The following is a 14,515-nucleotide window of genomic DNA, read 5'->3' on the forward strand; positions in this document are numbered from 1 at the left end:
CAGGGGAGTTCAGGAGGATCTCATGCGCTCTCAGGAGTCGAAGCCCAGTCCAGCGGCGTCGAGCGTCCTGAGGAACAGATTGCGCCTCCCGGCGCGGTGATCGGCCCGGTCCAGCGACCAACGGGTCAGTTCGATGCCCACCCCGGCCAGCGGCTCCGGCGGGAACGGCAGGGGCAGGCGCCGCACCATCGACAGCCGGGTGCGCTCGGTCTGCTCGCCGGCCAGCCGGTCGAGCATCACATTCGCGGCGAAACGGGTGGCCCCGACCCCGAGCCCGGTGAAGCCCGCCGCGTAGGCCACCCGCCCACCCCGGGCCAGGCCGTGGAAGGCCGTGAACCGGGTGCAGGTGTCGATCGCCCCGGCCCAGCGGTGGCTGATCCGGACACCGGCCAGCTGGGGGAAGGTGGCCAGCAGGTGCGAGGTGAGCCGGGCGTAGGTGGCCTGCCGGTCCTCGTAGGCCGAGCTCAGCCGGCCGCCCCGGTGGTAGACGGCGTCGTAGCCGCCGTAGAGGATCCGGCCGTCGGCGGTGAGCCGGGCGTAGTGGAACTGGTTGGCCAGATCGGTCAGCCCCTGGCGGTGCTCCCAGCCGATCGCGGCCCGCTGCTGGGCGGTCAGGGGCTCGGTCATCACCACGTAGTCGTACACCGGAACCGTCATCGGCCGGGTCCGGCGCAGCAGCGAGGGGAAGACGTTGCTGGCCAGGGCCACCTTGGCGGCCCGCACGGTGGTGCGCGGGGTGTGCAGGACCACCGGCCCGCGGCGCCCGCCGGCCAGGTCGACCACCGGCGAGTGCTCGTGCACCTCCACGCCCAGCTCGACCGCCACCCGGGCCAGCTCGTGGGCCAGCCGGGCCGGATGCACCAGGGCCGTGTCGCGCCGGTTCCAGGTGCCGCCCAGGAACAGCGGTGAGGCGATCTCGCCCCGCACCCGGCCGGCGTCGAGCGCGTCCGGCCCCAGCCACTGCACCTGGTGCGGCTCGACCGCCACGGCCAGGGTGCCGGTGCGTTCCCACTGACAGTCCAGGCCGAGCTCGCGCACGTCCCGTTCGAAGCCGTCCAGGTTCTCCCGGCCCAGCCGCTCCAGGGCCGAGTACTCACCGGGCCAGCGCGAGCGCCCGTTGTCCTCGCCGTGGGTGATGCTGGCCTCGCAGAAACCGCCGTTGCGGCCGGAGGCGGCCCAGCCGATGGTCTCGGCCTCCAGCAGCACCACCCGGGCGCCCGGGTCGCGGCGCTTGGCCTGCACGGCGGTCCACAGGCCGAGGTAGCCGCCGCCCACCACGGCCAGGTCGGCGGTGGTGGCGGCGGTGAGGGGTTCGTGGTGCGGGCCCGGGGCGTCCTCGAGCCAGAAGACCGCGTGCCGGCTGCCGGCCAGGGCCTGCTCGACCAGACGGGGGTCGGGGGCGTGTCGTTCGTAGGCGGTGCGCTGAGCTGCGGGTGCCACGATCGTCATCTTTTTCTCTTATCCGCTGGAAGAGCCCTGATGAACCGGATTTCCGTCGATGAAGGTGAGATCCACCGTGGCGGCGCCGATCTCGTCGGCCGGGAGCGCGAACAGGTCGCGGTCGAGGACCACGAGGTCGGCGCGGTGGCCGACGGCGAGCGTGCCGGTGTCGTCGCGGTGGTTCACGTAGGCGCTGCCCGCCGTGTAGGCGGTCAGAGCGGAGTGCAGGTCGATGAGCTGCTCGGGCAGGAACACCGGGGCCTGCTCGCCGTGGGGGCGGCGGTTGACCGCGGTGTGCACGGCCGCGATCGGGTTCGCGTCGCTGACCGGCCAGTCGCTGCCGGCGGCCAGCCGGGCCCCGGCCCGCAGCAGGTCGCCGAACGGGTACTGGTGGCGGGCCAGGTCGCCGCCCAGGAAGGGGATGGTGAGCTCGTCCATCTGCGGTTCGTGGGCGGCCCACAGCGCCTGCAGGTTGGCGGTGGCCCCGAGCGCGCCGAAGCGGGCCACGTCGGTGGGGTGGATCACCTGCAGGTGGGCCAGGTGCGGCCGGGTGTCTTTGTGCCCGTTGGTCTTTCGCGCCGCCTCGACCGCGTCGAGTGCCTCGCGCACGGCTCGGTCGCCGAGGGCGTGGAAGTGAATCTGGAAGTCGAGGGCGTCGAGCGCCGTGACGTATTCCCGCAGGGCGGCCGGCTCGACGAAGCTCAGCCCGGCGTTGCCGGTGGAGCACCCGCAGGCGTCCTTGTAGGGCACGGTCATGCCGGCGGTGAAGTTCTCGGCGACGCCGTCCTGCATGATCTTCACGGTGGACGAGCGCAGCCGCCCCACGGTGAAGATCTCGCGCTTGTGTACCAGTTCGGCGATCTGCTCGCCGCCCCGGTCACGGTCCCACCAGAGTGCCCCGACCACGTCGGCGGTGAGCAGATCACGCTCGGCGGCGGTGCGGTAGGCGTCGGAGACGTCGGGAAAACCGTTGCGGCCGCAGAGCATTGCGTCTTGCCAGGCGGTGATGCCGAGCGAGTGCAGCAGGCGCTGGGCCCGCAGCAGGCCGTCCAGCCGGTCCTGCGCGGTGGGCTTGGGCACCAGATCGGCCACCAGCGAGATCGCGCCCTCCTGCAGGGCGCCGACCGGGCGGCCCTCGGCGTCGCGGTTGACCAGGCCGTCGGCGGGGTCGGGGGTGCCCGCGTCCAGGCCGGCCCGTTGCAGGGCCCTCGTGTTCACCCAGGCGCCGTGGTGGTCGCGGTTGTAGAGGAACACCGGCCGGTCGGGCACCACGTCGTCGAGCAGGTCGGCGGTGGGCACGCCGCCGGGGAAGCTCTCCATCGACCAGCCGCTGCCGGTGATCCACTCGACCTCGGGGTGGGCCTGGGCGTAGGCCGCGATCCGGCGGCGGTACTCGGCCACGTCGGTGGTGCCGGTCAGGTCGCACTGGGCCAGTTCGAGCCCGCCGAACACGGCGTGCACGTGGGCATCCTGGAACCCGGGCAGGAGCAGCCGGCCGGCCAGGTCGACCACCTCGGTGCGGGAGCCGATCAGGGCCTGGGCCGGTGCGCCCAGGGCCACGATGCGCCCGCCGCGCACGGCCAGCGCGCCGGTGCGGGTGCGGGCCGCGTCGAGGCAGGCGACGGTGCCGCCGGTGAACACCAGATCTGCATCGGCCACGGTGCGCGGTCCTTTCCCGAATCGGTTATCTGGCAATGGAACCCGGGACGTGGCATTCTCGTCAATGGTGTTGTCATAAGTTTACGAGGAGAGGCTGGGGAGACTCGGTGGCCGACGAGCGCCTGGTGACCAACCGCCGCCGACGCCCCACGCGTTCGGGGGTGGTGCTCAGCCACGAGCTGATCGTGCAGACCGCCGTGCGGCTGGTGCAGGAGCACGGTGCGGCCGGCCTGAGCATGCGCCGTCTCGGGGCGATGCTGGGCGCCGACCCGACCTCGATCTACCGCTACTTCCGCAGCGCCGACGACCTGGTCCGGGCGATGGCCGACGACCTGATGGGCCGCTGCCTGGACGGCTTCGACGGCGACCGGCCGTTCCCGGAGGCGCTGCGGGACCTGGGCGTGCGGGTCTACTCGGCGCTGGTGGCCAACCCCCGCATCGCCTCGCTCACCGCCGCCCGGGTCACCGGCCGGCCCAACGAGATCCGGATCATCGAGACCGGCCTGGGCGTGCTGCGGGCCGCCGGTTTCCCACCCGACGTGGCGGCCCGCCACTACCACGCGTTCATCGACCTGACCCTGGGCTTCGCCGCCCTCGACGCCACCGCCCTCACCCTGGCCCAGTCCGAGGCCGACCCGGACGTGCTGGCCTGGGAGACGGTCTACGCCCACCTCGACGCGCAGGGCCACCCCAACATCGCCGCCAGCGCCGGGGCGCTCGGCCGCACCATGCGGGTCAGCGCCTACCCGCACGCGTTGAACGTGTTCCTCGACGGGTTACAGGCCCTGCGCTGAGGTCAACGCCCGGTCGAGCATGGCCAGGCCTTCGCGCACCACGTCGTCGGGGGTGTTCAGCGGCGGCACGACGTGGATCCGGTTGTAGTTGGCGAAGGGCAGCAACCCCTCGGCCCGGCAGGCCTTGAGCAGGGCCGCCATCTGGGGGCTGCTGCCGCCGTAGGGGGCCAGCGGCTCACGGGTGGCCCGGTCGGAGACCAGTTCCACGGCCCAGAAGGCGCCGGTGCCCCGCACCTCGCCGATCCACTCGTGCCGCTCGGCCAGTTCGCCGAGCGCCGGGCCGATCACCTCGGAGCCGAGGCGGGCGGCGTTGCCCACCACGTCCTCGTCCTCCATGGTGCGGATGGTCGCCACCGCCGCGGCGCAGGCCAGGGGATGGCCGGAGTAGGTCAGACCACCGGGATACACCCGCTGGGCGAAGGTTTCGTAGATGGCGTCGCTGATCGCCACCCCGCCCAGGGGCACGTAGCCGGAGTTCACGCCCTTGGCGAAGGTGAGCAGGTCGGGCACCACGTCGGCATGCTCGATCGCGAACCACTTGCCGGCCCGGCCGAACCCGGACATCACCTCGTCGGCCACGAGCATGATGCCGAACCGGTCGCACAGGGCCCGCACGCCGGCCAGGTAGCCCGGCGGCGGGACCATGATGCCGGCGGTGCCGGGGATCGACTCCAGGACGATCGCGGCGATCGTGGCCGGGCCCTCCAGAGTGATCACCTGCTCGAGGTGGGCCAGGGCCCGTTCGCTCTCCTCTTCCGGCGTGCTCGCGTGGAAGGCGCTGCGGTAGAGGAAAGGCCCGAAGAAATGGACGGTTCCGGTCGAGCCGTTGTCGTTCGGCCAGCGCCGCGGGTCACCGGTGAGGTTCACGGCCAGCTGGGTGCCGCCGTGGTAGGAGCGGTAGGTGGAGAGCACCTTGTGGCGGCCGGTGTGCAGGCGGGCCATCCGGATCGCGTGCTCGTTGGCGTCGGCGCCGCCGTTGGTGAAGAACACGTGGTCCAGGTCGCCCGGGGTGTGCGAGGCGATCAGCCGGGCGGCCTCCGAGCGCGCGCCGTTGACGTAGGCCGGGGCCACCGTGCAGAGCGTGGCCGCCTGCTCCTGGATCGCCGCCACGATCCGCGGGTGCTGGTGGCCGAGGTTGGTGTAGACCAGCTGGGAGGTGAAGTCGAGCAGGCGCTGCCCGGCCCCGTCCCAGATGTACGGGCCCTCGGCCTTGGTGATCACCATCGGGTCGAGCGTGGCCTGCGCCGACCAGGAGTGGAAGACGTGCGCCCGGTCGAGTTCGTAGGCGCGCTGCGGGTCCTGGGTGTTCTCGAGATCAGACATTGCGCGGGAATCCCAGCTGCAGGCCGTCGGTCGGTCGGTTGGCCGGGTCGATCCAGCGGGTGGTGACCACCTTGCCCCGGGTGAAGAAGTGCACGCCCTCGGTGCCGTGCGCGTGGGTGTCGCCGAACAGCGAGCGCTTCCACCCGCCGAACGAGTAGTACGCCACCGGGACCGGGACCGGCACGTTCACGCCGATCATGCCCACCTGGACGTCCTTCTCGAACCGCCGGGCGGCGCCGCCGTCGTTGGTGAACACCGCGGTGCCGTTGCCGTAGGCGTTGGCGTTGATCAGCTCCACGCCCTCGGCGTACGAGGAGACCCGCACCACGCTGAGCACCGGCCCGAAGATCTCCTCGGTGTAGATCTCCATGTCCGGCGTGACGTTGTCGAAAAGCGTCGGCCCGAGCCAGAAACCGTCAGCCGCGCCACGGGCCTCGACCGTCCGCCCGTCGATCACGACCTTGGCCCCGGCCGCCTCGCCGCTGTCGATCAGCCCGGCGATCCGGTCACGGTGCGCCCGGGTGACCAGCGGACCCATGTCCGCCTCCTTCTCGGACCCGGCCGCACCGTCCCCGATCACCAGCGTGTTGGTGCGCTCGGCGACCCGGGCGACGAGATCGTCCGCAATCGAGTCCACCGCCACCAGAACGCTGATCGCCATGCACCGCTCGCCCGCGCTGCCGTAGCCCGCGCTCACCGCCGCGTCGGCGGCCAGGTCGAGGTCGGCGTCCGGCAGGACCAGCATGTGGTTCTTGGCGCCGCCCAGGGCCTGCACGCGCTTGCCGTGCCGGGAAGCGGTCTCGTACACGTAGGAAGCGATCGGGGTGGAACCCACGAAGCTGATCGCGGCCACGTCGTCGTGCGTGAGCAGCGCGTCGACGGCCACCTTGTCGCCCTGCAGCACGTTGAACACGCCGTCGGGCAGACCGGCCTCCTTCCACAGCGCGGCCAGCCAGATCGAGGCCGAGGGGTCCTTCTCGCTGGGCTTGAGCACCACCGCGTTGCCGGCCGCGATCGCGATCGGGAAGAACCACATCGGGACCATGGCGGGGAAGTTGAACGGGCTGATGATGCCGACCACGCCCAGCGGGACCCGCTTGGAGTGCACGTCCACGCCGGTCGAGGCGCCCTCGCTGTGCCCGCCCTTGAGCAGGTGCGAGATCCCGCAGGCGAACTCCACGACCTCGAGGCCGCGGGCGATCTCGCCGACCGAGTCGGACAGCACCTTGCCGTGCTCGGCGGTGATCAGCTCGGCCAGCTCACCCTTGCGCGCGTTCAGCAGCTCGCGGAAGGCGAAGAGCACCTGCGTGCGCCGGGCCAGCGAGGTCTCGCCCCAGGCCGCCTGGGCCCGCACCGCCGAGGCGATGACGTGGGCGGCGTCGCTCTCGCCGGCCAGGGCCACCCGGCCGCTGACCTGGCCGGTGGCCGGGTTGGTGACGTCGGCCCACAGGCCGGAGGAGCCGGCGAACCGGGCGCCGTCCGCCCAGTGCACGATTTCGGAGGTCATGGGGCCATGCTGCCTCCTCACCGGCATCCGTGGGCCCGACAGTGTGTCGGCAGTTCTCCCGCCGGTCCGGCAGACTGCGACCTTCTGACATGCTGACTGGGGTCCGGATCGCCCGGGCGGGTCCGGACAAGGAGCGGGTTTGAGGTCCAGGCATTTCGCCGTGGCTGTGCTGATGCTGGGGCTGGCCGGCTGCAGCGGCGACAACGACGAACCGGCTGCTGCGTCCACGCCCTCGGTCAGTGTGAGCACCACGACGCCCGAGGCCACCTCGCAGGCCCCCGAGCCCACCTCGTCGATCAAGGTCGAGGTGGCCGATCCGAAGGCGTTGTCCGAGGTCGAGGAGTCGATGCAGGCGCTGAACGCCGAACGCGAGTCGCTCGACACGAACGAGTACCTCAACCGGGCCAACGAGCTCACCGCCCGGGCGGCCGCCGCCTACGGCCCGGAAGGGCTGGGGGCGTTCAGTTGCCAGATGGCGGTGGGCATCGTCTCCGGCGCCCAGGGAGCCGAGCCGGCCGCTGTGCGGGTGGGGCTGGGCAACACCCTGAAGGTGATCGTGCGCAACGCCACCGGTGAGCTGAACCAGACGCTGGCCGGGGCCGACGTGGACGGGCTGATGCTCAAGACCTGCCCCGACGTGCGCACCGCGGCGCTGCAGGCCACCGGGCTGAAGACGCTCAACGCGCTGTGAAGCCGCCTCGGGTGTCGAGGTCGAGCACGGTCAGCCGGGCCGAGGGCTCGGTCTCGTCCCCGCGGGGGAAACCGAACCGGGCCGCGATCCCGTCGCCGTAGGTGCTCGCGAACTCGTGCGGCAGCACCACTCCGGCCAGGATCGTGGCCCGGAGGTAGTTGCGGCGACGGTCGGCGATCTGGTCCAGCACCTGCTCGGCATCGCCCTGGGCGGGCAGTCGCAGCAGGGTGAGGTCGGCGCGCTCCAGGGGTTTGGCGTAGTCGTCCAGGTAGCGCCGGCGAGTGTCCAGGGCGGTCCACTGCTGGCGGCGGGGATTCGCCTGGGCCTCGGCGGTGGCGGCCGGTTCCGGGTCGGCCGGCATCGACAGTTCGTCGAGAACACCTACGGCCAACAGATGACGGCTGTAGCCACGTTCGGTGGCGATCGTGCGGGCGGCGCGTTGGGCCACCGAGACGGCGAACCCGTAGGCCCGCCGCAGTGAGGCTGAGCGTACGTAGAGTACGTGGGCCGGTTCGTCGGACCACCGGCGGGCCTCCTCCAGCACCGGCGAGGGCCCGGCCACCTGGAACGCGGCCTCCAGCGCGGGCCAGCTGTGCCCGGCCCACTCCGGGCCCACCGTGTCACGCCACCAGAACTCGGGTTCGCTCATGGGCTCATTTCTACCCAGTCGACCCCCGGCCGGGGGACCCGGGTTATCCCCAGGCCAGCACGAACCCGGCCGTCACCACGGCGGTCAGCCCGAGGGCGAGGGTGATGTCCACCGACCCCTGCAGGCGCCGGGTCACCATGCCGCCCAGCAGGGCCAGCCCGGCCAGGCCGCTCAGCGTCCAGTACACCGGGCTGGTGCTCTGGCTGACCACGGTCAGCCCGTACACCGCCTCGCCGAGGGCGATGCCGCTCAGCGTGGCGGTGGCCAGGGCGGCCCGCAGGTCGCGCTCGCGCAGCCAGGCGGTGGCGATGCCGACGAAGGGCCCGACCACCAGGCCGACGATGCTGAAGAGGGTCGGGTCGTAGGTGAGTCCCCGCACCGCCGAGGCCGCGCTGTAGCCGACCGTCAGCAGCACGAAGGCGGCCGCGCCGAGCATGGCGGCGAGCACCGGCCGGGCCCGCACGCTCCAGATCAGCAGCACGGTGACCAGGGTCCAGCCGCTGGCCGAGTTGGCGAAGGAGCTGAGCGAGTCGGGCAGGAACCCCTGCGCGTAGGAGGTCAGGGCGCCGGCGAAGAAGCTCAGGGCGGCCACCCCGGTGGCCGCGGCGATGTCCGAGGTGGCGTCGTCCGAGGTGATCACCGAGGTGGCGGTGCTGTTGCCGGTGTTGCTGAAGGCCATGCCGACGATCCTGGCCCGGCTCTCAGGCCGGCGCGTCATGCCCAGGTGCCATCTTGCTGTCCCTCAGAAGGAGGTTGTCATCCCGTGGTCGGAGACCGGGTCGCGGGCCTCGATCTTCTCGAAGGCCTGCCGCACCGAGCTCAGGGCGGCCCGGCGCACCTCGTCGGTCTGCCGGGCCGGAGCGTGGGTGACGATCGGGCGCAGCACGTCGTAGCCGACGAAGCCGAGCATGCCGTGGTGGATGTGGAAGAGGTGCCGGTCGAGGTCGCCGTACGGCTGGTCCGCCCCGAAGTGGCCGGCCGCGCCGCCGGTGGTGAGCAGCAGCACGGCCCGTCGCCCGGTGAGGGCACCCTGGTCGAAGATGCCGTACGCACCGCCGAAGACGCTGCCCATCACGAAGACCCGGTCGACCCAGCCCTTGAGCACGGCGGGCACGGAGAACCACCACAGCGGGAACGACAGCACCAGAAGGTCGGCCTGGTGCAGTGCGTCCAGATGCCCGGTGATGTCCAAAGGGAGAGTGCCTGCGGCAAGGGCCCGGGCCTGTTCGGCCTGCGGCTTGAAATAGCCTTCGGAGCCGGGGAAGTCGGCCCGGTCGAGGGTGGCGTTCCAGCCCAGGGCGTAGAGGTCGAGCACCTTCACCTGGTGGCCGCCGGCCGCCAGCGTGGCCTCGGCCTCGCGCATCTGGGCGGTGGTGAACGACCCGGGCTCGGGATGGGCGTGCACGATCAGCGCGGTCGGCGGCATGCGGACCAACATATCGTCATATCGCGATCTGACGCTATGTTTTCTACAGGTCGCGCCCCAGGGCCGCGACGAACCCGGCGATGCGTTCCTCGTCGCGGCGGTAGTGCCGGTACTTGCCCACCCGGGCCGAGCGCACCAGGCCGGCCCGCTCCAGCAGGGCCATCGCGGCCGAGGTGGTCGACTGGGCCAGGCCGGACTTGGCCTGGATGTGGGTCACGCAGACACCGAACTCGGCGCGGTCGGCGATCGGTTCCCACTCGGCGAAGTTCTTGTCGGGCTCGCGCAGCCAGTTCAGGATCTCCAGGCGGGCAGGGTTGCTCAACGCCTTGAACACCTCGGCGAGGTCGGCCCGGTCTGTACTCATGTGACCACTCACGTTACCCGGCGGGCTGACGCCGGCGGTTGACCAGACCGGTGACCTGCGTGACCAGCAGCACGAGGACCACCGCGGCGAGCACACCCTGCCACGGTTCGGGGAACACGCTGCCGCCGACGGTGCCGAGCGCCACGTAGACCACCGACCACAGGGCACAGGCCGGGGCGTTGGCCACCAGGAACGTGCGCCACTCGAGGCCGAGGAACGCCGCCGCGAGCAGCACCGGAATGCGGCCCCCGGGGATCAGGCGGGAGATCAGCAGGGTCTGGACGCGGTTCTCCCGCAGTCGGTCCTCCACTGCGCCGAGCTTTTCCTCGTCCCGGAGCCAGCGCAGCCGCCTGGCCAGCGCCTTGCCACCTACGCGGCACAACCCGTACGTACCCAGATCGCCCAGGTATGCCCCGGCCGCCCCGATCGCCACCACCACGATCAGCACCAGTGGCTCGTGATGCCAGGCAAAGGCGGCCACACCGCTGACCGCCGCCCCGGTGGGGACGATGGGCACGATCGCGCCCAGGGTCACCGTGAGGAAGAGGCCGAGCAGGGCGGCGACCCCCAGCGAGGTGGAGACGTCGACGGTGCCGTCGGTCAGGCTGGTGGTGGCGGGCACCGTGAATTCCTCCGGGGGACGTCGTCGGTCGCGTGTTGCTGGGCGGGGAGCATGCTTGCACGGTGACACCCGAACTGCCGACCCCCAGCATTACCTGGCTGGGGCACTCGACCGTCGTGCTGGACATCGGCGGGGCCCGACTGATCACCGATCCGCTGCTGCGTAAGCACAACTGGCCGCTACGCCGAAGGGGTGGGCGCCCAGCGACGGCTTCGTGGTCTCAGCCCGATCTGGTGCTCCTGTCGCACCTGCACCACGACCACGCCGAGCTGCCCTCCCTGCGGCTGCTGAGAGACGTCCCCGTGCTGACCGCTGCCGAGAACGCGGTCTGGCTCCGGCGCAAGGGCCTGAACGGGCTCGACGCGGAGGGCAAGTGGTACGACCTGCCCGGGACCGACGTGCGGGTGCGTCTGGTCCGGGCCGACCACGGCCACCGACCAATGCCGCACCGACCCAACTCAGCCGGCGGACACCTCGTCCAAAAGCCGGGGTTCACTGTTTATGTCGCGGGCGACACCAGCCTTTACGGCGAGATGTCCGATCTACCCCAGCTGGCCGAGGCTCCCATCGACGTGGCGATCGTCCCCATCGGTGGTTGGGGCCCCCGTCTTTCGGGTGGGCACATGGACGCCGAACAAGCGGCCCGCGCGTGTGCCCTGATCGGCGCGAGGGCGGCCATTCCGGTGCATTGGGGGACGCTTCACGCGCCGGTGGTGGGTCGGTTCCCCCGAGGGTGGATGGACTTGGGCGGCCCGCTCTTCCAGCAGGCGTTGAGTCGGCATGCCCCCGACTGCCGGGCCTGGGTTCTTGCTCCCGGCGAAACTGTCAGCGTCCCCTGACAGCGCATCTCAGAGAATGACAGCGGCGCGTGCGTCGGCTGACAGTCTCTGCCCCGAATCTCGACTCTCGTGACCTCTACTACGCCTGAAACCTTGACCGCGGGCCTCTCGCCCAGCCGCACCTACACCTCCCTACGCGCCGCCTGGATCCCCCTGGCCGCCCTCTGTCTGGCCTTCTTCGTCGAGATGGTCGACAACACGCTGCTCTCGATCGCCCTGCCGACCATCGGCCGCGACCTGGGCAGCGGCACCACCGCGCTGCAGTGGGTCACCGGCGCCTACTCCCTGACCTTCGGCGGGCTGCTGCTCACCGCCGGCTCGATGGCCGACCGGCTCGGCCGCCGGCGCGTGCTGCTGGTCGGCCTGGCGGTGTTCGGGCTGCTCAGCCTGACCGTGATCGCGGTGACCGGGCCCGGCCAGCTGATCGCCCTGCGCGCCTGCCTGGGCGTGGCCGCCGCGGCGATGGCGCCGATCACCAACTCGCTGGTCTTCCGGCTCTTCGACGATGCGGCCCTGCGGATGCGGGCGATGACCGTCATGATCACCGTCGGCCTGTCCGGCTTCGTCCTCGGCCCGCTGCTCGGCGGCACCGCCCTGGCCCACTTCGACTGGCAGTGGCTGCTCATCATCAACGCCCCGATCGCCCTGATCGCCTTCATCGGGGTGCGCCTCGGGGTCCCCGCCGACCGGCGCGAGGACCTCACCGACGACAAGCTCGACCTGACCGGCGCCGTGCTCAGCGTGGCCACCATCGGCCTGGCCTGCTACTCACTGACCGCCGGCGTGGAGTACGGCTGGGACTCGCTGGTCACCATCGCCTCGGTGCTCGGGGCCGTGATCGCCGCGGTGACCTTCGTCCGGCACGAACGCCGCACCCCGGCCCCGATGCTCGACCTGAGTCTGTTCTCCGGCGGCACCGTGCGCGGCGCCGTGATCGCCCAGCTCGGCACCTCGATCGCCATGGCCAGCGTGATGTTCGGGCTGATCCTGCACTTCCAGTACGCCTACGGCTGGAGCCCGGTGCGGGCCGGCCTGGCCAACCTGCCGATCATCGTCACCATGCTGGCCGCCTCCCCGCTGTCCGAGACGCTGGCCAAGCGCTTCGGGCACCGCATCGCCTGCCTGATCGCGGCGGCGCTGCTGGCCGGCTCCCTGGCCGGGCTGGCCTGGGGCGTCGGGCACGGCTACCTGCCCATCGCGGTGTCGATGGTGGCGATGACCATCGGCCTGCGCACGGTCATGACGATCTGCGCGGTGGCCCTGATCGACGCCGTGCCCGCCAACCGCACCTCGATCGGCGCCGCGCTCAACGACACCGCCCAGGAGGTCGGCTCCAGTGTGGGCACCGCCCTGGTCGGCACCCTGATCGCCGCCCTGGTCACCACCCAGCTGCCGGCCGGCCGCTGGAGCGAGAGCCTGATCGCCTCGTTCTTCCACGGCGAGCAGATCACCTACTCGGTGCTCGCGGTGGTGGTCGGCCTGATCGCGGCGGGCGGCGCGCTCACCCTGACCGACTCCCGCTCCACCGACGAGCACCCGGCCTGAGATCAGCCGGCGGTGCGGAACTCGCGCGGCGGGGTCGTGCTCAGCGAGAGCATGTCCAGCAGGTACTTCTGGAACCCGGCGGCGTCGATCTCCTCGATCACCGTGGCGTTCGGCGCCAGCCCGTGCACGCCCCACGACATCGCCGCGTAGCCCCGGGTCAGCTCCGAGCCGGTCTCGATGTCGACGTTGTACTCGGCCGAGCGGGTGATGAGCTCGGGCCGCAGCAGCACGGCCACCGAGAGCGAGTCCGGGTGGGTGGTGCCGGGGATGCCCACGCTCTCGTCGAAGGCCAGGGTGGCCGAGCAGACGCTGGTGAAGAAGCGGGCCAGCGGGGTGTCGATGGCGGCGATCCGCTCGAGCACGTCCCGGCCGAAGACGGCCTGCTGCAGGGTGAGCGGGGCCCAGGGCACCACGGTGATCCGGAAACCGGCGTCGAACACGATCTTCGCGGCCTCGGGGTCGACGTAGAAGTTGAACTCGGCCGCCGCCGTGATGTTTCCGCGCGCGTTGTTCGAACCGCCCATCACCACCAGGTGCTTCACCTGGGAGGCGAACTCGGGACGCTTGCGCACGGCGAGGGCGATGTTGGTGAGCGGGCCGATCGCCACGATGTTCAGCTCGCCCTCGGCCTCCTCGGCCAGGCGCAGCAGGGCGTCCACCGCGTGCTCGGTCTCGGGGGAGTAGCCGGTGAAGTCCATGTCCAGACCGCCCGCACCGTCGCCGTGGACGTTCTCGGCGGAGGCCCAGGGGCGCACCAGGGGAAGCCGGCTGCCCAGGTACATCGGCACCTGCTGGTCGGCCACGTTGAAGGTCATGAAGGCGTTCTTGACCTGACGGTCGAAGCCCACGTTGCCGGCCACCATGGTGATCGCCCGCAGATCGGCCTCGGGGGTCAGCAGACCGGCCAGGATCGCCACGCAGTCGTCCTGCGCGGTGTCGGTGTCGATCACCAGGGGGATGGTCACTTCCGGGCTCCGTTCTTCGTCTGGCCTGTCGCCAGCAATCTAGCCCGCCGCAGGAGGCCCTCCTCGCCAGGGGAAGGGCCTCCGGCGGGAGCTCAGCCGGCGATCGCGAACCCTCCGGTCCAGCTGATCTTCTCGCTCGCCGCCAGGGTGAGCTGCAGGAAACCGACGGCCTCGAGTTCACGGGCCCGGCTGAGCGCACCGGCGTCCACGGCCTTCAGCCCACCCGCGCCGACCACGGCGGACAGGGCCTGCTTGGCGTCCTGGTCGTCACCGGCGATCAGCACGGTGGTGGGCTGGGAGCCGACGGCCTGGCTCTGCAGGGTGGCCGCGAAGTTGGTGTTGAACGCCTTGAGCACCCGTGAGCCGGGCAGGGCGGCGGCCAGGGCGGCGGCGGAGGAGGAGTCGGCCGGGACGGTCAGTGAGTCGAAGGTCTCGAAGTTCAGCGGGTTGCTGATGTCGACCACGACCTTGCCGTCCAGCTCTTCCTTGCGGGCCGCCACGATCTCGGCGAGCGCGCCGTGCGGCACGGCCAGCACGACGATGTCGCCGGTGGCCGGGTTCGCGTTGTGCCGCCCCAGCGACTGGGCCGTGTTGCCGCCCCTGGTCACCAGCTCCGCGATGACGGTGCCCATGGTGCCGGTCCCGATGATGCTCACGTGCGTCATGTCGTGCTCCTCGTGCTCGATGTCCG

At 71.5% G+C, this 14,515-nt stretch carries 15 protein-coding genes; 4 read left to right on the forward strand and 11 right to left on the reverse strand.

Annotated elements, in window-relative coordinates:
* Positions 1 to 30: 30 nt before the first annotated feature.
* A complete protein-coding gene (locus LWF15_RS12625; RefSeq protein WP_232810661.1) occupies positions 31 to 1,449 on the reverse strand; it encodes an NAD(P)/FAD-dependent oxidoreductase in 1,419 nt (472 codons plus the stop codon).
* 9 nt (positions 1,450 to 1,458) lie between these two features.
* Entirely contained in the window at positions 1,459 to 3,099 is a 1,641-nt protein-coding gene (locus LWF15_RS12630; protein WP_232810662.1) for an amidohydrolase, read from the reverse strand.
* 107 nt (positions 3,100 to 3,206) lie between these two features.
* Here LWF15_RS12630 and LWF15_RS12635 point away from each other — a divergent pair, with 107 nt between their 5' ends.
* Complete coding sequence (locus LWF15_RS12635; RefSeq protein ID WP_232810663.1) at positions 3,207 to 3,893, forward strand: TetR/AcrR family transcriptional regulator; 687 nt, start codon at positions 3,207 to 3,209, stop codon at positions 3,891 to 3,893.
* Here the strand turns inward: LWF15_RS12635 and LWF15_RS12640 are convergent.
* Entirely contained in the window at positions 3,876 to 5,216 is a 1,341-nt protein-coding gene (locus tag LWF15_RS12640) for an aspartate aminotransferase family protein (RefSeq protein ID WP_232810665.1), read from the reverse strand. The genes LWF15_RS12635 and LWF15_RS12640 overlap by 18 nt on opposite strands.
* Positions 5,209 to 6,723, reverse strand: coding sequence for a CoA-acylating methylmalonate-semialdehyde dehydrogenase (locus LWF15_RS12645; protein ID WP_232810667.1), 1,515 nt, complete (start codon positions 6,721 to 6,723; stop codon positions 5,209 to 5,211). Before LWF15_RS12645 ends, LWF15_RS12640 begins: the two co-directional genes overlap by 8 nt.
* A 139-nt stretch (positions 6,724 to 6,862) precedes the next feature.
* On the opposite strand from LWF15_RS12645, the gene LWF15_RS12650 reads away from it, so the two are divergent.
* On the forward strand, positions 6,863 to 7,414 hold the full coding sequence (locus LWF15_RS12650; RefSeq protein ID WP_232810668.1) for a hypothetical protein: 552 nt from the start codon (positions 6,863 to 6,865) through the stop codon (positions 7,412 to 7,414).
* Here the strand turns inward: LWF15_RS12650 and LWF15_RS12655 are convergent.
* The 5 genes from LWF15_RS12655 to LWF15_RS12675 all read right to left on the reverse strand — a co-directional run bounded on the left by LWF15_RS12655 (position 7,401) and on the right by LWF15_RS12675 (position 10,475).
* Entirely contained in the window at positions 7,401 to 8,063 is a 663-nt protein-coding gene (locus tag LWF15_RS12655; protein ID WP_232810670.1) for a hypothetical protein, read from the reverse strand. The genes LWF15_RS12650 and LWF15_RS12655 overlap by 14 nt on opposite strands.
* 43 nt (positions 8,064 to 8,106) lie before the next feature.
* A complete protein-coding gene (locus tag LWF15_RS12660; protein WP_232810672.1) occupies positions 8,107 to 8,742 on the reverse strand; it encodes a DUF6518 family protein in 636 nt (211 codons plus the stop codon).
* A 63-nt stretch (positions 8,743 to 8,805) separates the two neighbouring features.
* On the reverse strand, positions 8,806 to 9,489 hold the full coding sequence (locus tag LWF15_RS12665) for an NAD(P)H-dependent oxidoreductase (protein WP_232810673.1): 684 nt from the start codon (positions 9,487 to 9,489) through the stop codon (positions 8,806 to 8,808).
* 43 nt (positions 9,490 to 9,532) lie between these two features.
* A complete protein-coding gene (locus LWF15_RS12670; RefSeq protein WP_232810675.1) occupies positions 9,533 to 9,853 on the reverse strand; it encodes an ArsR/SmtB family transcription factor in 321 nt (106 codons plus the stop codon).
* Positions 9,854 to 9,866: 13 nt separating this feature from the next.
* Positions 9,867 to 10,475, reverse strand: a complete 609-nt coding sequence (locus LWF15_RS12675; RefSeq protein ID WP_232810677.1) for a DedA family protein — start codon at positions 10,473 to 10,475, stop codon at positions 9,867 to 9,869.
* A gap of 62 nt (positions 10,476 to 10,537) precedes the next feature.
* On the opposite strand from LWF15_RS12675, the gene LWF15_RS12680 reads away from it, so the two are divergent.
* On the forward strand, positions 10,538 to 11,314 hold the full coding sequence (locus LWF15_RS12680; protein WP_232810679.1) for an MBL fold metallo-hydrolase: 777 nt from the start codon (positions 10,538 to 10,540) through the stop codon (positions 11,312 to 11,314).
* 93 nt (positions 11,315 to 11,407) lie between these two features.
* Positions 11,408 to 12,859 (forward strand): MFS transporter, encoded by a 1,452-nt coding sequence (locus LWF15_RS12685; protein ID WP_232810681.1) that lies wholly within the window; start codon positions 11,408 to 11,410, stop codon positions 12,857 to 12,859.
* Between the two features lie 2 nt (positions 12,860 to 12,861).
* Here LWF15_RS12685 and LWF15_RS12690 read toward each other — a convergent pair whose 3' ends face one another.
* On the reverse strand, positions 12,862 to 13,824 hold the full coding sequence (locus tag LWF15_RS12690; RefSeq protein ID WP_232810682.1) for a nucleoside hydrolase: 963 nt from the start codon (positions 13,822 to 13,824) through the stop codon (positions 12,862 to 12,864).
* 92 nt (positions 13,825 to 13,916) lie between these two features.
* Complete coding sequence (locus LWF15_RS12695) at positions 13,917 to 14,489, reverse strand: NADPH-dependent F420 reductase (RefSeq protein WP_232810684.1); 573 nt, start codon at positions 14,487 to 14,489, stop codon at positions 13,917 to 13,919.
* Positions 14,490 to 14,515: the final 26 nt, after the last annotated feature.

The sequence above is a fragment of the Kineosporia rhizophila genome, from assembly GCF_021277265.1.
Lineage (GTDB): Bacteria > Actinomycetota > Actinomycetes > Actinomycetales > Kineosporiaceae > Kineosporia > Kineosporia rhizophila.